Origin of the sequence: Mesorhizobium sp. M8A.F.Ca.ET.218.01.1.1, from assembly GCF_004791165.1 — a bacterium.
Taxonomy (GTDB): Bacteria; Pseudomonadota; Alphaproteobacteria; order Rhizobiales; family Rhizobiaceae; genus Mesorhizobium.
On record NZ_SRUZ01000010.1, the window covers coordinates 222,392 to 240,215 of the forward strand.

Here is a 17,824-nt window from a genome sequence, read left to right on the forward strand (position 1 = left end):
CACATAAGCGCCGCCACGATGCTGAATTCTGCTCCGCTGCACCCTCGATCAAGGTCGCGGCATGGATCCCAGGGTCTCCGCGACGGAGCTTCGCTCCTGCTTCGCCCAGGGATGACGAAGTTTGGGCTTCGACTAACCGCCCAACCAATCTTCCGCTTGACGAACATATATCTCTGTGGTTATACGTCAACCAATAGCCAACGGGTTATCGATCTCGGATGCCGGACGCTCATGACATGATCTTCAGGACGCTCGCCGACCCGACAAGGCGGGCGATCTTCGAACGGCTGTGCCAACAGGGAGAGCAGACGGTCGGGGCGCTGACGATACAGGCCGGCGTCTCGCAGCCGGCGGTGTCGAAGCATCTGGGCGTGCTCAAACAGGCGGGGCTGGTGCGCGACCGCCATGAAGGCCGCCAGACGCATTACAGCGCGCAGCTTGCCGCGCTGGCGCCGCTGATGGACTGGACGCGTGAGATGGCCGGGTTCTGGGAAAGCCGGTTCGACGACCTCGAGGATTTACTCAAAAGGATGGACCAGTGAACGATAGGGCCCAGGAGACCCGCACTGTCGTCGTCGAGCGGCAGATTTCCCATCCGCCTGAAAAACTCTGGCGCGCGCTGACGCAGCCGCATCTGATGGAGGAATGGCTGATGAAGAACGATTTCAGTCCGGTCGTCGGTCATCGCTTCAACATCAGCGCCGATTGGGGCGGCGTGCTGGACTGCGAGGTGCTTGCCGTCGAGCCGCACAGGACGCTGTCCTACACCTGGAACCTGGCGCACCAGGATCCGGCCTTCGATCTCAGGAGCGTGGTGACTTTCACGCTCACCCCGACGCCAACGGGAACCCATCTGCGCATGGAGCAGGCCGGTTTCCGGCCCGACCAGAGACGGGCCTATGGCGGCGCCAAAACCGGTTGGCCGCAATTCCTGGAGAAGCTGGAAGAGCTTCTGGCGCGAACGGACTGAGAGTTCCCGGCCAGGCTGAAAACCACACAGCAGTATCAAAGGGCGGTTCTGCGCCAGCAAAACCCATGGAGAAATGCGATGAAGATCAAACTGACCAGCATCTATGTCGACGATCAGGAAAAGGCGCTCGCCTTCTACACCGGTGTGCTCGGCTTCACCAAGAAGGCCGATTTCAGCAATGGGCCGTTCCGCTGGCTGACGGTCGTCTCGGCCGAAGAGCTGGACGGGACCGAATTGCAGCTGGCGCTGAACGACAACCCGGCGGCCAAAACCTACCAGCAGGCGATCTTCAAGCAGGGCCAGCCGGCGCTGATGCTGTTCACCGACGACATCAAGGGCGATCATGAGCGCATCAAGGCGAATGGCGGTGCCTTCGCCATGGCGCCGACCGCGGTGACCGGCTCAACCATCGCGCAGGTGAACGATGGCTGCGGCAATCTCATCCAGATCACGGAACTGGCGCGCTGGTAAGGCGCCGGGTTTCAACGAATAGTGCAAGAGGAGGCAGAATTGGACTGGAGCAAATGGATACGGCAGGCGCATCGCTGGCTGTCGATGATTTTCACGATCACCGTCGCCGCGAACTTCGCCACCATGGCGTTCGGGCAGCCGCCCGCCTGGGTGGTCTATTCGCCGCTTCCGCCGCTCTTCCTTTTGCTGTTCAGCGGCCTCTATATGTTCGTGCTGCCCTATGTCGCGAAAGGGCGCGTCGCGCAACGTGCCAACGGATAGGAACGGATGGGGAAATCGACAAAACCAGCCGCCAAGGCTGAGCCGAAGCTGCTTTCCGGCGGCAACCCGCGGATCGCCAAGGGCCATGGCGATGCGCCGGTGCAGGCCTATATCGCGGCCATGCCGGGCTGGAAGCGCGAGGTCGGCCAACGCCTCGATGCGCTCATCGAACGCGCCGTGCCCGGCGTGCGGAAGGCGGTCAAATGGAACTCGCCGCTCTATGGCGTCGAAGGCGAGGGCTGGTTCCTCGGCATCCATTGCTTCACGCAATACATCAAGGTGGCTTTCTTTCGCGGCCTAGCGCTGGACCCGGTGCCGCCTGGCGCGTCCAAGAGCGGGGATACGCGCTATCTCGACATCCGCGAGGACGACGCGTTCGACGAGGCGCGGTTCAGCGCCTGGGCGAAGCAGGCCAGCCAATTGCCTGGCGAGCGCATGTAAGCGCTCTATTTGTCAGTTCGAAGGAGAAACATCATGACGACCACGGAAGCGCAGGCGAGCAAATCTCCCTCCGAACTGATCGACGGCAGGATCAAGGAATTGGGCGACTGGCGCGGCGAGATGCTCGCCAGGTTGCGCACGCTGATTCATCAAGCCGATCCCGACGTGGCCGAGACGTGGAAATGGCGCGGCGTGCCGGTGTGGGAGGATGCCGGCATGATCTGCACGGGCGAGACCTACAAGGCCGTCGTCAAGCTGACCTTCGCCAAGGGTGCGGCGCTGCCCGATCCGGCGCGGCTGTTCAACTCCAGTCTCGAAGGCAATACGCGCCGCGCCATCGACTTCCAGCAAGGCGAAGAGGTGGACGAGGAGGCCTTCAAGGCGCTGGTGCGCGCCGCCGTTGCTTTGAACAAGTCGAAGGCGCGAAGGTAGTCTGCCGCGTGATAGTCATAGCGCGTGACGGTCAAAGCTGTAGTGGTTTGGTCGCCGCGAGCGATCGGCCCCGTTTACGATCTGGGAAGCTTGATGGTGCTAGATAGCGCCGGATGATGGCTGGCCAGCCGGGCCGGCCGGGTTTGGATTCGCCGCCATGAACAGCAGCCCTATGCGCATGCCGTGGGTGGACACGGCCAAAGGCCTCTCGATCATCCTCGTGGTCATGATGTACTCGGCCTACAACACCGGCGAGTACACGGGCGGGGTGGGCTTTCTCCACTATGTCATCGGCTTCGCGACGCCGTTTCGCATGCCCGAATTCTTCCTGATCTCCGGACTTTTCCTGTCGCAGGTGATCGACCGGCCATGGCGGCGCTATGTCGACCGGCGCGTCGTCCATTACCTCTATTTCTACGTGCTGTGGGCGATTATCTCGATCGGCCTGAAGATCGGCATCTTCAGCAGGGACCCCGCCGGCATGCTGCACGACCTCGCAATGGCCGTCGTGCAGCCCTATGGCGTGCTGTGGTTCATCTACATGCTGGCGGTGTTCGGCCTTGCGGCGAAACTGCTGCGCCAGTTTACGGTCCCCGCCTGGATCGTCATCCCGATCGCCGCCTGCCTGCAGATGTGGGCGCCGCATCCCGATAGCTACGCGGTCGAACAATTCGCGGCCTATTTCGTCTTTTTCTACGTCGGCTTCGTCATGGCGCCGCTGGTGTTCAGGCTCGTCGAATGGACGCAGGCCCGCCCGGCGCTGGCCGTCGCCGGGCTGCTCCTGTGGGCTGTTGTCAACGGCCTGCTGGTCTATTCGCCGGGCTATGCCATGCAGCCGGTCGGCATGCGGATGGGCTTGGCGGCATGGCCGCCGCTGCATCTCACCTTGGCGGTCGCCGGCGCGGTGGCGCTGTGCGTGCTTGGCGGTTTCCTGTCGAAATTCCCGGCCATGGAATGGCTGCGCTGGCTGGGCGAGCACTCACTGGTCGTCTATGTCGCCTTCACCATCCCGATGTCGCTGTTTCGCGGCGCGGCACTCGCAAGCGGCCTCCTGACCGACACCGGCATGCTCAGCCTGGCGGTGCTGCTGGTGTCGATCATCAGCCCGGTGATCCTCTACTTCATCGTCCAGCGCATCGGTTTCGGCATGTTCCTGTTCGAGCGGCCAGCCTGGGCGCATGTCGACGACGGCAGCGCCGCGCAAGCTGCGTCGAAAACACCGCTGCCTGCCGCCGCCACCCAGTCAAGCCGGACATAACAAAGCCGCAAGAGGCCCTGCAGCCTGCCTCAGCCGTCCCGCAGCCAGACCAGCATCTCGCCGGGCTCGCGGTTGTCCCAGGCGAAATAGGGGATGGCGGTCAGGCGCGTCTCGACCTTGGCCGGCGGTTCGGAGCGATAAAGCCCGTCCTGCCAGCCGTCGCCGGCATCGGCTTGCGCCGTGGCTGCAAGCGTCACCACGCCGCCGAGCAGGTCCGGTTCGTCATGCGCCTCGATGCCGGCTGTGCGCGGCAGGGTCAGTCGATGCAGGCTGGTGTCATTGTCGGTCGCCTCGACGCAGTAGATCAGCGGCCCGCGCGACAGCGCGACGCGGCCGGCATCCTGCCGCACCTCGGGATTGGCATAGAGCCGCTCGATCGGCATTTCGAGGTCGAGCCTGACACGGTCGCCTTTTTTCCAGCTGCGGCGGATGGCGGCGTAGCCGTCGCTGGTCACGTCCTCGAGGTCGATCGTCTCGCCGTTGATTTCGAGCCTGGCGGCGGAACTCCAACCCGGCACCCGCAGATGCAGCGTGAACTCCACTGCGGCCTGCGGCTCGACCGTGATCTCGACCGAGCCGTCCCAGGGATAGCGGCTCGCCTGCGTCAGCGTCACCGGCACGCCCGCTATGTCGAAGCGGGCGGTGGAGTCGCCATAGAGGTGCACGGCCAGCGCATCGTCGGACAGGCTGTAGAAATAACTGCCGATGGAAGCGACCATGCGCCCGATATTGGGCGGGCAGCAGGGGCAGCGGTGCCATTTCCATCTGTTGTGCTTGCCCCGGCTTTCCAGCGGGTTCTCGTAGAAGAACAGCGAGCCGTCGAGCGACAGGCCGGAGATCGAGCCATTGTAGAGCGCGCGCTCCATCATGTCGGCATAGCGAGCGTTCGGCCCCATGCCGAGCATGCGGCTGGCCCAGAACACCAAACCGACCGAGGCGCAGGTCTCGGCATAGGCGGTTTCGTTGGGCAGGTCATAGTCGCTGGTGAAACCCTCATTGTGCGCCGACGGCCCGAGCCCGCCGGTGATATAGAGGTTTTTCGTGGTGAGGTCGTCCCACAGCCGGTCGAGCGCCAGCCGCAGCGTGTCGTCGCCATATTCGGTGGCGATGTCGGCCATGCCCGAATAGAGATACATGGCCCTGACCGCATGGCCGACGACCTTGTCCTGCTCGCGCACCGGGATGTGCGACTGGCTGTATTCATAGGTCTTGAAATGATAGGCCTTCGGATCGGCGCCGCGAGCGCGGGCCTCCTCGTCGAAATAATGCGGCTCAAGGCCACGCTGGTCGATGAAGTATTTGGCCAGCTCCATGTATTTCCGCTCGCCGGTCACCCGCGCCAGCTTGACCAACGCCAGCTCGATCTCCTCATGGCCGCAATAGCCCTTTTTCTTGCCGGGCTCGGGGCCGAGTACCGAGGCGATGTGGTCGGCATAGCGGCACATGATGTCGAGCAGCTTGCGCTTGCCGGTCGCCTGGTAGTAGGCGACCGCGCCCTCGATCAGGTGGCCGGCGCAGTAAAGCTCGTGGCAGTCGCGCAGATTGGTCCAGCGCTTGCCGGGCTGGATGCGCTGGTACCAGCTGGAGAGATAGCCGTCTTCCTGCTGCAGTCTGCCATACATGTCGATGACGGCGTCGATCTTCTTCTCCAGTTCGGGATTCTTGCGCCGGTAGAGCGAATAGGCCGCGGTCTCGATCGTCTTGCCGAGATCGGAATCCCAGAACATCTGCGTGGTCACCGTCGAACCGGTGAAGCCGGGGGAGGCGGCCTCGTCGGGCGACGGCGAGTGGAACGGAATGACGATGCCGGGCGAGGGACGGTCGGGGTCGATCTGCTCCAGCATGCGCGCCTCCACGCAGCGGTCGTAAAGGATGTCGGCGGTGCGCGTCGCGACCGCCTCGGCGCGGTCGCCCCAGAAGCCGCGCACGTCGACCTGCGGCACCGGCAGCGGGCGGAAGGCGAGCTTGGGCCTGGCTGTGGTGGCGGGCCGGGGGGATGGCGATGCTGTCATGAACTCACTCCATTCGATCGATTACTTGACGGCCCCGGCCATCAGGCCGCGGATGTAGAAGCGCTGCAAAGCCAGGAACAGGATCAGGCAGGGCACCATCATCACGGTGACGCCCGCCTGCACGGCGCCCCAGTCGATGGCGCCGAAGCGGCCCGACTGAAGCGCGGTCATCATCACCGGCAGCGTGAATTTGGACTGGTCGGTCATCAGCACCAGGGCAGCGAGGAACTCGTTCCAGGCGCCAAGGAAGGCAAACAGCGCGATGGTGACGACGCCAGGCCAGACCAGCGGCAGCATCACCTTTATGAGCATGGTGGCGTTGCCGGCGCCGTCCATGCGAGCGGCCTCCTCGATCTCGCGCGGCACCGCGTCGAAGGCGTTGCGCATCATGAAGATCGAGAACGGCAATTGAAGCGTCACATAGACGCCGACCAGCCCGGTCAGCGTGTTGTGCAGGCCAAGCTTGGTCAGCACCAGGAAGATCGGCGTCAGGATCGACTGGAACGGGATCATGATCGTCGACAGGATGAGGACGAAGAACAGGTCCTTGAACGGAAACCGAAACCGCGAGAAGCCGTAACCGGCGAGCACGCTGACAATGACCGACAATATGACGGTCATCACCGAGACATAGATGCTGTTCTGCGCCGAGACCCACAGGCCGTCGCCGAAACTGTTCAGCGTTTGATAGTTCTCGAGCGAGAAGCCCGTGGTCGGCCAGGGCGGCAGCGGCGGCAGGCGCGCCTCCTGCGCCGGCTTGAAGGCCGACAGCACCGTCCACACGATCGGCGCCACGAACAGCAGCGAGGCGATGATGCCGGTGGAGTGCCTGGCGAGGCGGGCGGCGAGCTTGCCTCTGGCTGATATCGCCTGCGCCATCAGTCGAGCCCCTCGGGCTTGCGCAGCAGCCAGAGCTGGACGAGGCTGAGCGCCACCAGAATGACCAGCAGCACCATCGACAGCGCCGCGCCATAGCCGAGCTTGAACGACACGAAGGACTGGTTGAAGATCCAGTAGACCGCCGTCAGCGTCTGGTTGCGCGGGCCGCCGCGCAGGATGATGTAGAACTGGTCGAAGGCGAGGATCGAGCCGGCCACCGACAGGATCAGCGCCAGCGCCAGCGTGCGGCGCATCAGCGGCAAGGTGATCGCCCGGAACCTGGCGAGCGGCCCGGCGCCGTCGATGACGGCGGCCTCCTGCAGGTCCTGCGGGATCGATTGCAGGCCGGTCATCAGGATGATCATGGTGAAGCCGGCGACCTTCCACACCACCATGGCGATGATCGACCAGAAGGCCGGCTGGAAGGTGGCGAGCAGGTTGAACTTCCTGTCGATCAGGCCGAGGTCGTAGGCGGCGGGGCTGAACAGGCCGGAATCGACGTTGAGCAGCCACGACCAGAGCAGGCTCGCCGAGGCGAAGCCGACCACCGCCGGCATGAAGAACATGGTGCGGTAGACATTGGTGAACGGGGGCGGCCGCTCGATGAAGATCGCCAGCGGAAAGGCGACGGCGAAGATCGCGATGGTGACGACCAGCGTGTAGTAGCCGGTGAACCTCAGCGCGTTCCAGAACCTGGTATCGCGCAGGATTGCCCAGTAATTACCGAGGCCTATGAAGGAATGCTCGCCCATCAGCGGCCAATTGTGCAGCGACATCCACGCCGTCATGCCGAGCGGGATGACGAAGAACAGCATGACGAGCGCGACCGCCGGCGCGACATAGAGCAGGCCGATCCACTGCCGGCGCCCAGCGCCGACGAGCTTGCGGGCGCGGGGCGGGGCGGTGGTTGTGATGGTGGTCATGGCTGCGCGCTCGTTCTTCCTTCTCCCCTTGTGGGAGAAGGTGGATCGGCGCGCAGCGCCGAGACGGTTGAGGGGTGCGCCAAGCAATGAGGCAGGTGCGATTTCGAACTTGTTGCCAAGCTGGAGCACCCCTCATCCGACCTCGCTTCGCGAGGCCACCTTCTCCCACAAGGGGAGAAGGGAGAACCAACCCTCCGACGCTCCGAAGCGGAGATGCAACCGAGTCTTCTCAACGCGATAGCCCTGCCATTTGAACCAAAACAATTTCCGGCCGCCCGCCCAGGGAGACAGGCGAGCGGCCGGACAGGCGCCTATTTCTGCGGCGCCTGGTCGATGATCGACTGCATGGTTTCCTGGGCGTTGGCGATCGCGCCATCGACGTCGTCGCCGAAGAACACCTCGTTGATCATCTGCGTCCATGGGCCGTTGGCGGAGTTGATCAGGTCGTTGAACACCACCGAGTAGGGGGTCTTGCCCTTCGCCATCGCCTCGGCGGCGATCTGGTAGCGCGGATCGAGATCCTTGAGCGCGTCCTTGGCGATGTCGCCGCGCACCGGCAGGCTGCCGTATTTGGCGAGGATGGTCTGGCCCTCGAGCGAATAGGCGAAGTCCAGGAACTCCTTCACCACGGCGAGCTTCTTGGTGCCCTTGGTGACGACGAAATTGTCGCCGCCGGCAAAGGACGACCAGTTGCCATCCTTGCCCGGCAGGAAGGTGATGCCGTAGTCGACATTGGGATACTGCGTGTTGAGCGCGCCGATGGCAAAGGCGCCAGAGGGCGAGATGCCGATATTGCCGGCGGCGAAGGCGGCGAAGAAATTGGCGCCGGTGTCGGTCTGCGCGCCCGCCGGCACCAGGTCCTTCTTGACCATGGAGCGGTAGAGATCGATGGCGCCACGCAGCTGCGGGCTGTCCAGCGTCGCCTTGGAGCCGTCCTCCGACAGGATGTCGCCGCCAGAGGCCCAGATCAGCGGCGTGAAGGTGAAGATGTTGCAGCCGCCGCAATTGCCGGAGAAATAGAAGCCCTTGATGTTGCCGCCAAGCGCGTTGACCTTCTCGGCATCGGCCTCGATTTCGGCCCAGTTGGTCGGGCCTTTTTCTGGGTCGAGGCCGGCCTGCTTGAACAGCTTCTTGTTCCAGATCAGCACCGAGGCGTCGGCCGAGAAGGGCAGGCCGTAAATATGGTCCTTGTAGGTGCCGGTCTTCACATGCGCCGGCGACAGGCTGGCGAAATAGGGCAGGGACTTGGCCCAGTCGGTGATGTCCTCGAGCTGGCCGGCGGCGGCGAAGGACGGGGTGTAGATCAGGTCGAGCGAGAGCGCGTCGGGCGCCGTGCCGCCGGCGGCGGCCGCGCCATATTTTGGGATGATCTCGGCATTGGGGATGATGTCGAGCTTGACCTGGTCCTTGTTCGCCTTGTTGAAGGCGTCGACGATCCTCGGCATGAAGTTCGAGCCGTCGGCGCGCACCCAGATGTTGGCGGTCTCGGCGGCGGCAAGTTGCAGGCCGCAGCCCAGAGCGGCAGCGGCCAGGGCCAGTTTGGCAATCAGGTTCCTCATGTTCTCCTCCTCCAGGGTTGGCCGCTGTCCGCGGCTTGGCGCCGATCGCGTGGCGCTTTGTTTCAGCCGTCCGGCGGACGGCCGCAGGACTGACGCACCACCAGCCGGCACGGCAGTTTTCTGATGCCTGGCGCGGCGGATTTGCCGCCGACCAGGGAAAGCAGGGTCAGCCCGGCCTCGCGGCCTAATGCTGCCAGGTTCATGTCGACCGAGGTCAGCGGCGGGCGGGTCGCCTCGGCCACGATCTCCCAATTGTCGAAGCCGATGACGCCGACATCATTGGGCACGCCGAGGCCGCGTTCGCGCAGAGCATCGATGACGCCGCGCGCGATCTGGTCGTTGCCGCAGAAGACAGCGTCCGGTTTTTCGCCGTTGCCATCGAACAGTTTCGCCACGGCGTCATGTCCCCAGGCCTCAGACCAGGCGCCGAGCAGCGGCTCGATCACCGGCAGGCCGTTTTCCGTCAAGACGGCGCGGTAAGCCTGAGCCCGTTCGTGCACCACGGCAAAGCTCGCCGGACCGGTGACATGGGCGATGCGCTTGCGGCCGAGCCGGCGGAAATGCTCGATCGCCAGCCGCGCCCCGCCGCCATCGTCGGAGACGAAGGCGACAGCGTCGGGATCGGGCTGGGTGAAGGCATAGATCACCGGGACGCGCAGGTTGGACAGGTCGACCGGCAAATGGCGGTCGATGCGCTTGCCGGTGGCGATGATGCCGTCGACGCGCTTGTCGAGCATGGCCTCGACATGGAGCTGGCCGAGGCGCGGATCCTCCTCGACATTGCACAGGAACACCGAAACGCCGGCATCGACCAGGGCGTCCGATATGCCCGACATCAGTGGCAGCGAGAAACGGCCATAGGTATCGTTGGTGAGCAGGCCGACGGTGAAGGAGCGCCGCCTCAGCAGGCTCTGCGCCAGGCTGTTGGGACGAAATCCCAGGCTGCGCGCCGTCTCGCGGATGCGCTCGCGGGTCTCGGCCGTCATGCGCCCCTGGTCATTGAGCGCCTTCGACGCGGTGGCGACGCTGACGCCGGCCCGGGCGGCCACGTCGCGCAAGGTGACGGGCTTGGGAAAGACCGGAACTGGCTGATCGTCCGATGCCATCGCGGCAAGAATCCTTAGCTGGGAAAAGGTTTTCCCTTATCGGCCGGAATAAGGCCCGGCCAATGGCCGAGCCTGATCGGGGCTGTCTGGAAAAACCTTTTCTCAACTCAGGCTAGGGCACATCAAAGACCTGTTCAAGAGAAAAATTTGCAGTCGCTGGCGCGATCGGATTTTGCGTGAGGGCGCGGCCAATCGGTGCCGGGTCCACGCCGTGCGCATTCATGGACTCAAGACCGCTTCGGCAGCTTCTCAGCGGAAATCATCCGATGTCAGCATATACAAGCTCTTGTGGGTGCGGCTGTAGGCCTTGGCGGCGACGTCGTGGATCGTGGAACTCGACCTGTCGAAGGCGGCAAGATAGCCGGCCTCGTCGGCGGTGGTGTCGGGCTGCATCCTGGTCATGGCATCGGCGGCCACGGAGAAGGAAATCTGCAGCATGCCGTCATGGCCGACGAAGCGGATGCGTTGACCGGCCACGTCATAGCTGCGGCTGCGGTTGGGGAAGGTCAGGCTCATGTCTTGACCCCCGTTGCGGCGGCCTTCTTGGCCACCCGTTTCGCCTTCGGCGTCGGGTTCAGCGCTTCGGCCACGCGGTCGGCTTCTTCCTTGGCCAGCCGCAACTCCCTCAGCCGTTTCGTCTTGATCTCCCTGGCACGCGCCTCGGACATGTATTCAGCGGTCGCCTTGTTGTGCTCCGCCGTCTTCTTCTGCTTGTCGACAAAGCGGGCTTGGGCTTTTTCCATCAGAGTCTGATTGCCATCGGCCATCGAACAAATCTCCTTCATGCTGAAATCGTGAAAACGAACTTGTCCGATAAATAGGCGCTCGGCAGGAAAAATTCAATCTTTCGAATTATTTGGCGCTTTGCCGGCGCCGAGAAAGCGAGCGCTGAAATAATACTTTTGAATATTCTCCCGCGGCCAAGATTATCCTTGCCTCCGGGAAATGTAGGTCGGGCCGAGGTGCCAACGGACGCTATTTCGAACGGAAATCCGTTTCGCACCTTCCTGAAATTGCCTAGGATGGTCCGGTGGTCGATTGGGGGCGTTTGCGGAAAACGGAACCGCGATTCTGTATACGGAGACAAGCCATGTTTGCCGCCAAGGCCATCGACGCCTCCAACAAGGCCGAATTCTACCGCGACCTCGCCAAGCAATTGAAGGCATTGCTGGAGGGCGAGGGCGATTCCATCGCCAACGCCGCCAACACCTCGGCGCTGATCTTCCAGATGGTGCCCGACCTCAACTGGGCCGGCTTCTACTTCCTGGCATCGGACGAGGAACTGGTGCTCGGCCCCTTCCAGGGCAAGCCGGCCTGCGTGCGCATCACTGTCGGCAAGGGCGTGTGCGGAACGGCGGTCGAGCTCGGCACTTCGATGCTGATCAAGGACGTGCATGATTTCCCCGGCCACATCGCCTGCGACGCCGACTCGCGCTCCGAACTGGTGGTGCTGCTGGAAGACGAGGAGGGTGTCTTCGGCGTGCTCGATCTCGACAGCCCGACGCCCGGCCGTTTCGACAGTGCCGACCAGGCCGGCATCGAGGCGCTGGCGGCAATCTATGTCGCGGCGACTTCGTTCGAGGATTGAATCCGGCTCACAAACAGATTCAGACAAGGCCTCCTGGAGCGGTTCAGAGTTTGATAGAATCTCTGACCCGCTCTAACTTCTTGTTTTTACTCAACTCCCAAGGGGAAGCGCTAGGCGCTTCTCCCGGGAAAACCGCTACGCACTTTTCCTGGAATTGCTCTAAGCCCTTGTTTTGACAGATGCCGTGTGCCCCTATGCCTTCACGCGCAGGGACAGGCGGATCAGGCCAGCTTCACCAGCATCAGGCTGAAGCCGCCGATGAACAGGAAGGCGCAGAAGGCGAGCGCCAGCGGGCGCAGGCCGCGCGAGCGAAGCTGCGAAATGTCGGCCTGCAGGCCCATGGCGGCGAGCCCCATGGTCAGCATGATGGTGGTGGCAAGCACTATCGCCTGCTTCACTTCGGCCGGTACCGCCACAAGGCTGTTCAGCGCCACGACGGCGACGAAGGCGGCGACGAACCACGGCATGGGCGGGCGCGCCGCCGAGGGGTCGCCGCTCTTGCGGCGTGCCATCAGGCCGAGCGCGATGACCATCGGCGCCAGCATGGCGACGCGCGTCAGCTTGGCCACGGTGGCGATCTCGCCGGATTGGGTGCCGTTCTGGAAACCGGCGCCGATGACCTGCGCCACCTCATGGATCGAAGCGCCCGCCCACAGGCCAAAAGCGTGCTGGTCGAGGCCAAGCAGCGGCGCCAGCAGCGGGAAGCCGAGCATGGCGACGGTGCCGAACAAGGTGATCGAGGCGACGGCATAGGTGACGTCCTCATCGCGCGCGTCGGTGACGATGTTGGTGGCCACGATCGCCGAGGCGCCGCAGATCGAAGTGCCGGCGGCGATCAGCTGCGCCAGCTTGGCATCGACGCCGATCAGCCGGCCGAGCGTGATGGTGAAGAGGAAGGTGGCGCCAAGGGTCGCCGCCACGATGCCGACGCCGCTGGCGCCGATCGAAACCACCTGGCCGAGCGTCAACTGGAAGCCGAGCAGCACGATGGCAAAGCGCAGCAGGCGCTTTTGCGAGAAGGCGATGCCGGCCCTGGCGTGCGCCGGCGTGCCGAGCACATTGGAATAGACCATGCCGGCCACGACGGCCAGGATCATCGGGCTGAACAAGGCGAAGCCGGAGACATTGCGGGCGGAGAAGGCGACGGCCGTGATCATCGACACCAGCACGATCCCGGGGATGATGCCGTTCCACAGGGAATCGAGGCGCTTGCGGCCCCGCGCCAGATCGGCGGAAATCCTGCTTTTCGGAATATCGTTCGCGATGCGGGTCAGGGAAGACAATGCAATTCTCCAGGCGGGTATCCCGGGGAAATGCCATTTCATAATCGATCTTTCCAACGAATTATTTTGGTTGGAATGATCTATTTTTACGAACGATTGGCCGTCCAAACGGTCTCAAGGACGCGTGTGCGCATTGCTCATGGCTTGGCGATGCATCGCACCGAGCTGCGAGAACGCAATCCGTCGGGCTACAACATGTCCTGCCACCGCCGTGCGCCATGAATGACACGCACGATCTCCGCACCGTCGTCCGTTTGGCGATAGAGGATCAAGTAGTTTCCCGCAGGGAACGTGCGCAAGCCCGGTCGCACTTCCGGCCGGGCAATGCCCATGCCCGGCATGTCGGCGATGCGTTCGCAATGGGCATGGATTTCGTCATACCAACGCAACGCCGCCGCAGGACTGTCCTCGGCTATATAAAGCGCGATGGCTTCGATATCAGCTTCGGCCTCCGGTCGAAGGCGTAGCGTCATCGCGATGTGCGCTCGGCAATCCTCGCATCAAGCTTGCCTTTGATCCGGGCGAAGGCATCGCGGCCGTCGACCGGATCGCCGCTTGCCATGCCTTCGTCCCAAAGCCGGCCTAGCTCGTCGATGGCTTGGTCGCGTTGCATCCGACGAAACTTCCACTCGCGCAAGGCCTCGCGCATGACTTCGCTCGCCGAAGCGTATTCGCCCGCCGCAACGGCCTCGCGCATCATGGTTGCCATTTCGGGCGTGAGGGCAACGCTCACTTTCTCGACATTCGCCATCGGCGGGTTCTCCTACCTGGGCAAAGTAGGCAAGTTTACCACCGGCTGCAAGGAGGCCAGGTGGCGCATGACATCAAAGCTGCGCCTCGATCGCCGCCTTGTCGATCACCGACCAGACGTTCCTGATCCTGTCGTTCAGATATTCATAGAAGACGTTCTCGCTGAAGGAGACCTTTTTGCCATTGATGGGCAGGCCGAGGAACGTTCCCTTGGGCGTGCAGTTGAACTGGAGGCGGCTGGCGATGAAAGGCGGATCGGAGATCAGCAGTTGCACATCGAAATAGAGGTCCGGAATTTCCCGAAAATCCCGCTCCAGCATGTCGCGATAGCCTGACAATCCGACGCGGTCGCCATTGTAGTGCACCTCGTCATGGACGAAGCGGTGCAGCCTTTGCCAATCCTGGTTGTTGAGGCAGTCGATATAGCCTCGATAGAGATCGGTTTCGGTCACGGTGATGGCTCCGTTGCTGACGCTTGGACGAGATCATGCTCGACCGGAAGATAGAACGACCGTGGGCACAGTCCAGACGTTCCAGCCCGGTACCGGAATGCATCGACCAGCAGCGAGCACGCTGATGTCGCAGTAGGCATGCGCGCTCTACGACCCAGCCGGATGAGGTCGACATCAACAAGATCCTGTCTAGGCCGACGGCGCAGGAGTGTTGAAACAGCGCTGACAGTTCGACGGCTCGCTTGCGTTCATGACCCACATGCTCGGACGATCGGTTGAAACATCAACCGCGTCGTCATCCACGGGCGGAGCAGCCGCGTAGCGGCGTCGCGAAGACCCGAGGATCCATGCCGCGACCTTGGTGGCAGGTGCAGCGGAGCCCGATTCTGCACCGCTGCGGCGCCTGGAAGTCGCGGCATGGATCCTCGGGTCTGCGCCGCGTCGCTACGCTCCTTGCTTCGCCCGTGGATGACGAAGTCGGGGGCTTGGGCCAATCCCCAGATCTTGACGCACCGCTCTTCCTGCGCCAGCGTGCCGCCATGTTCGCTCGCGCGCCCGCCAACACCAAGCGACGCCGCTCCTGCATAGCGCGGAGCGGCAGGCTGATTGCGCGACGATAAATCCGGCACGATAGATCCGGTTTGTTCGTTTCCCGCCCCGCCCGCACCATCAGCCGGCGGGGTTTTCATGTATGGAGCCTTTTGATGATTGCCAATCCTTCCATCCGGTTTCGGCCGGCCGAGCCTGCCGACGCCGCCGCGATCAGGGATATCGTGCGTGCCGCCTATGCCAGATGGGTGCCGGTGATCGGCCGCGAGCCGCTGCCGATGCGTGCCGATTACGACAAGGCTGTCGCCGAGCATCCGTTCGATCTCGCCGTCGAGGACGACCGCATCGTCGGCATGATCGAGACTTTGCTCGCCGACGATCACCTGTGGGTCGAGAATGTCTGCGTTGCGCCGCAGGCGCAGGGCAGGGGCATCGGCCGGCTGCTGCTGGAGCGCGTGGAAACCAAGGCGCGCGCGGCAGGACGCGCGGAGCTCCGCCTGTTGACCAACGGCGCCTTCGAAGCCAATGTGTCGCTCTATCGCAAGCTTGGCTATACGATCGATCGGGAGGAGCCGTTCCTGAACGGAACGACGGTCTATATGAGCAAGCGGCTTGTTGGATGCCCACCAACCGGAGCGTGAGGATGGCTGCCAGGATCAAGCTCAAGCAACTCCCCGGCCTGTATGCGATTTCGCGGCTTCAAGCCGGTGACGGCATTCCTGCCTGGGCTGACGGACCGGGCTTCGTCAGCGTCACCAGAACCGACGACGAGCTCTCGATCACCTGCCTTCAGGATCGCGTGCCGGATGCCGTCAAGCACGATCGCGACTGGGTCGCCTTCAAGTTGCAGGGGCCGTTTGCGTTCGACGAAACCGGCATTGTGCTGTCCGTCATCAGGCCGCTGTCGGAAAACGGTTTGGGCATCTTCCTGGTATCGACCTTCGATGGCGACCACCTGCTGGTGAAAGCGACAGACGAGCCCGCGGCTAGAGGATTTCTGGGCGAAGCCGGGCATACGCTGCTCTAGGCAGCTCATCGCCGGCCGCTGATCAACGATTGGCGCTCTGGCTCAATCCCTGGCGCGCTGGCTCAACCATTTCTGGGGTTGCGTTTGACAGCGCCGTTCGCGCATCGTTATTTCTAGCCCGATATCACGGCCGGACCGGCCATGCGGCACTCCCAGGGAGAAACCATGTCACACGATCTGCAGTTCTATATCGATGGCGCGTGGGTCGATCCTGTGGTGCCCAACACGCTCGACGTCATCGATCCGTCGAATGAAGACGCCTTCGCGCAGATCTCGCTCGGCTCCAAGGCCGATGTCGACAAGGCGGTGGCCGCCGCCAAGCGCGCCTTCAACACATACGGCTTCATCTCTGTCGAGGAGCGCCTCGATATCCTCAACCGCGTTATCGAGATCTACAAAAAGCGCAGCAAGGACCTGGCGCTCGCCGTATCGCGCGAGATGGGCGCGCCGCGCCAGATGGCGCTCGACAGCCAGGTGGGCGTCGGTCTCGCGCATTTGCAGAAGATGGCCGAGACGCTGAAGAATTTCCAGTTCCGCCATGTCAAGGGCAACCATCTCGTGGTCAAGGAGCCGATCGGCGTCGTCGGCCTGATCACGCCGTGGAACTGGCCGCTGAACCAGATCACCTGCAAGGTGGGTCCGGCACTCGCCGCCGGCTGCACCATGGTGCTGAAGCCGTCCGAAATCGCGCCGCTCGACGCCATCATCTTCGCCGAGATCATCGACGAGGCCGGCTTGCCGAAAGGCGTGTTCAACCTCGTCAACGGCGACGGCCCAGGCGTCGGCCAGGCGCTGTCCAGCCACCCCGACATCGACATGATGTCGTTCACCGGTTCGACCCGGGCCGGCATATTGGTGGCCAAGGCGGCCGCCGACACCGTCAAGCGCGTGCATCAGGAGCTTGGCGGCAAGTCGGCCAACATCCTGTTTCCGGATGTCGACCTCGCCACCGCCGTCAGCAAGGGGGTCGCCGGCTGCTTCGGCAACAGCGGCCAGTCCTGCAACGCGCCGACCCGCATGTTCGTGCCGCGCGACCGCCACGACGAGGCCGCGGGATACGCCAAGGTCGCGGCTGAAAAATTCACCGTCGGCCCGGCCGACGGCGCCAACACCAGGCTCGGCCCTGTCGTCAGCCAGGTCCAGTTCGACAAGATCCAGGACCTGATCCAGAGCGGCATCGACGAGGGTGCGACGCTGGTTGCCGGCGGCCCCGGCCGTCCTGCCGAACTCAACCGCGGCTACTATGTCAGGCCGACCGTGTTCGCCGACGTCACCCACGACATGCGCATCGCGCGCGAAGAGGTTTTTGGCCCGGTGCTGGCGATCCTGCCCTACGACACGGTCGAGCAGGCGGTCCAGCAGGCCAACGATACCGTCTACGGCCTTGCCTCCTACATCCAGGCCAAGGACCTGCAGAAGGCCCGCGACGTGGCGGCGCGCATGCGCTCGGGCAATGTCTACATCAACTATCCCCAATGGGACGCCGGCCTGCCCTTCGGCGGCTACAAGCAGTCCGGTAACGGCCGCGAATATGCCGAATACGGGCTCGAGGATTTCCTCGAGATCAAGGGCATCGCGGGCTATGAGGCGGCGGAGTAGTTCTTTGGCCGCAGCGTAGCTGGAGAGGGGCCGGCGCCGCCCCTCATCTGCCTGCCGGCATCTTCTCCCCCTATAGTGACGGGAGAAGGACGCTTTCGCGGATGATTTCGCCAATCTCCGGCATTGCGAAGGCGGCGCCGGCATTGCGGCCTGCATCTTTCTCCCCGTCACTATACGGGGAGAAATGTCCGGCAGGACAATGAGGGGCGGCGCCGACCTCGGCGATTAGCGGTCTCGGTCACAAGGCCCACACTGATATGCTCA

At 63.4% G+C, this 17,824-nt stretch carries 22 protein-coding genes; 11 read left to right on the forward strand and 11 right to left on the reverse strand.

Translation table 11 applies throughout. The annotated features are described in order from the left end of the window. Nucleotides 1-218 precede the first annotated feature (218 nt). The 7 genes from EN861_RS30300 to EN861_RS30330 all read left to right on the forward strand — a co-directional run bounded on the left by EN861_RS30300 (nt 219) and on the right by EN861_RS30330 (nt 3,833). Nucleotides 219-542 carry a metalloregulator ArsR/SmtB family transcription factor gene (locus tag EN861_RS30300; RefSeq protein WP_127870177.1) on the forward strand — a complete coding sequence of 108 codons (324 nt, stop codon included), beginning with the start codon at nt 219-221 and terminating at the stop codon, nt 540-542. Then, entirely contained in the window at nt 539-970 is a 432-nt protein-coding gene (locus EN861_RS30305; protein ID WP_135867368.1) for an SRPBCC domain-containing protein, read from the forward strand. The genes EN861_RS30300 and EN861_RS30305 overlap by 4 nt, the downstream gene beginning before the upstream one ends. A gap of 78 nt (nt 971-1,048) precedes the next feature. Continuing rightward, nucleotides 1,049-1,441, forward strand: coding sequence for a VOC family protein (locus EN861_RS30310; protein ID WP_127279383.1), 393 nt, complete (start codon nt 1,049-1,051; stop codon nt 1,439-1,441). 39 nt (nt 1,442-1,480) lie between these two features. Further along, nucleotides 1,481-1,702, forward strand: coding sequence for a hypothetical protein (locus tag EN861_RS30315; RefSeq protein WP_135867369.1), 222 nt, complete (start codon nt 1,481-1,483; stop codon nt 1,700-1,702). 6 nt (nt 1,703-1,708) lie between these two features. Beyond that, nucleotides 1,709-2,143: a DUF1801 domain-containing protein gene (locus EN861_RS30320; RefSeq protein WP_127279385.1), complete on the forward strand. Its 435-nt coding sequence runs from the start codon at nt 1,709-1,711 to the stop codon at nt 2,141-2,143. Between the two features lie 33 nt (nt 2,144-2,176). After that, complete coding sequence (locus EN861_RS30325) at nt 2,177-2,575, forward strand: DUF1801 domain-containing protein (RefSeq protein WP_127279386.1); 399 nt, start codon at nt 2,177-2,179, stop codon at nt 2,573-2,575. Between the two features lie 157 nt (nt 2,576-2,732). Then, complete coding sequence (locus tag EN861_RS30330) at nt 2,733-3,833, forward strand: acyltransferase family protein (RefSeq protein ID WP_135867370.1); 1,101 nt, start codon at nt 2,733-2,735, stop codon at nt 3,831-3,833. A gap of 29 nt (nt 3,834-3,862) precedes the next feature. Here the strand turns inward: EN861_RS30330 and EN861_RS30335 are convergent, their stop codons facing one another. The 7 genes from EN861_RS30335 to EN861_RS30365 form a co-directional block, all read right to left on the reverse strand. Next, on the reverse strand, nt 3,863-5,845 hold the full coding sequence (locus EN861_RS30335; RefSeq protein ID WP_135867371.1) for a glycoside hydrolase family 127 protein: 1,983 nt from the start codon (nt 5,843-5,845) through the stop codon (nt 3,863-3,865). A 21-nt stretch (nt 5,846-5,866) separates the two neighbouring features. Then, nucleotides 5,867-6,724, reverse strand: a complete 858-nt coding sequence (locus EN861_RS30340; RefSeq protein WP_127870185.1) for a carbohydrate ABC transporter permease — start codon at nt 6,722-6,724, stop codon at nt 5,867-5,869. Next, nucleotides 6,724-7,647: a sugar ABC transporter permease gene (locus EN861_RS30345; RefSeq protein WP_135867422.1), complete on the reverse strand. Its 924-nt coding sequence runs from the start codon at nt 7,645-7,647 to the stop codon at nt 6,724-6,726. Before EN861_RS30345 ends, EN861_RS30340 begins: the two co-directional genes overlap by 1 nt. Nucleotides 7,648-7,958: 311 nt before the next feature. Then, a complete protein-coding gene (locus tag EN861_RS30350; protein ID WP_127870186.1) occupies nt 7,959-9,206 on the reverse strand; it encodes a sugar ABC transporter substrate-binding protein in 1,248 nt (415 codons plus the stop codon). Between the two features lie 62 nt (nt 9,207-9,268). After that, nucleotides 9,269-10,312 carry a LacI family DNA-binding transcriptional regulator gene (locus EN861_RS30355; RefSeq protein ID WP_135867372.1) on the reverse strand — a complete coding sequence of 348 codons (1,044 nt, stop codon included), beginning with the start codon at nt 10,310-10,312 and terminating at the stop codon, nt 9,269-9,271. Between the two features lie 249 nt (nt 10,313-10,561). Beyond that, nucleotides 10,562-10,828 carry a DUF1488 domain-containing protein gene (locus EN861_RS30360; protein WP_135867373.1) on the reverse strand — a complete coding sequence of 89 codons (267 nt, stop codon included), beginning with the start codon at nt 10,826-10,828 and terminating at the stop codon, nt 10,562-10,564. Continuing rightward, on the reverse strand, nt 10,825-11,079 hold the full coding sequence (locus tag EN861_RS30365; protein ID WP_127280276.1) for a hypothetical protein: 255 nt from the start codon (nt 11,077-11,079) through the stop codon (nt 10,825-10,827). Before EN861_RS30365 ends, EN861_RS30360 begins: the two co-directional genes overlap by 4 nt. Nucleotides 11,080-11,402: 323 nt before the next feature. Here EN861_RS30365 and EN861_RS30370 point away from each other — a divergent pair, with 323 nt between their 5' ends. Next, nucleotides 11,403-11,900, forward strand: coding sequence for a GAF domain-containing protein (locus EN861_RS30370; RefSeq protein WP_135867374.1), 498 nt, complete (start codon nt 11,403-11,405; stop codon nt 11,898-11,900). A 221-nt stretch (nt 11,901-12,121) separates the two neighbouring features. Here EN861_RS30370 and EN861_RS30380 read toward each other — a convergent pair whose 3' ends face one another. From EN861_RS30380 to EN861_RS30395, 4 genes are all read right to left on the reverse strand, one after another. Next, entirely contained in the window at nt 12,122-13,183 is a 1,062-nt protein-coding gene (locus tag EN861_RS30380; protein WP_127280278.1) for a YeiH family protein, read from the reverse strand. A gap of 188 nt (nt 13,184-13,371) precedes the next feature. Then, nucleotides 13,372-13,656: a type II toxin-antitoxin system RelE/ParE family toxin gene (locus EN861_RS30385; RefSeq protein WP_135867375.1), complete on the reverse strand. Its 285-nt coding sequence runs from the start codon at nt 13,654-13,656 to the stop codon at nt 13,372-13,374. Next, nucleotides 13,653-13,934 (reverse strand): type II toxin-antitoxin system ParD family antitoxin, encoded by a 282-nt coding sequence (locus EN861_RS30390; RefSeq protein WP_135867376.1) that lies wholly within the window; start codon nt 13,932-13,934, stop codon nt 13,653-13,655. The genes EN861_RS30385 and EN861_RS30390 overlap by 4 nt, the downstream gene beginning before the upstream one ends. Nucleotides 13,935-14,007: 73 nt before the next feature. After that, nucleotides 14,008-14,385 carry an ester cyclase gene (locus EN861_RS30395; protein WP_127870188.1) on the reverse strand — a complete coding sequence of 126 codons (378 nt, stop codon included), beginning with the start codon at nt 14,383-14,385 and terminating at the stop codon, nt 14,008-14,010. 704 nt (nt 14,386-15,089) lie between these two features. Here EN861_RS30395 and EN861_RS30400 point away from each other — a divergent pair. The 3 genes from EN861_RS30400 (at nt 15,090) to EN861_RS30410 (ending at nt 17,560) form a co-directional block, all read left to right on the forward strand. Then, nucleotides 15,090-15,575: a GNAT family N-acetyltransferase gene (locus EN861_RS30400; RefSeq protein WP_135867377.1), complete on the forward strand. Its 486-nt coding sequence runs from the start codon at nt 15,090-15,092 to the stop codon at nt 15,573-15,575. A gap of 2 nt (nt 15,576-15,577) precedes the next feature. Further along, complete coding sequence (locus tag EN861_RS30405) at nt 15,578-15,961, forward strand: ACT domain-containing protein (protein WP_135867378.1); 384 nt, start codon at nt 15,578-15,580, stop codon at nt 15,959-15,961. 165 nt (nt 15,962-16,126) lie between these two features. Continuing rightward, nucleotides 16,127-17,560 (forward strand): aldehyde dehydrogenase family protein, encoded by a 1,434-nt coding sequence (locus EN861_RS30410; RefSeq protein WP_135867379.1) that lies wholly within the window; start codon nt 16,127-16,129, stop codon nt 17,558-17,560. Nucleotides 17,561-17,824: the final 264 nt, after the last annotated feature.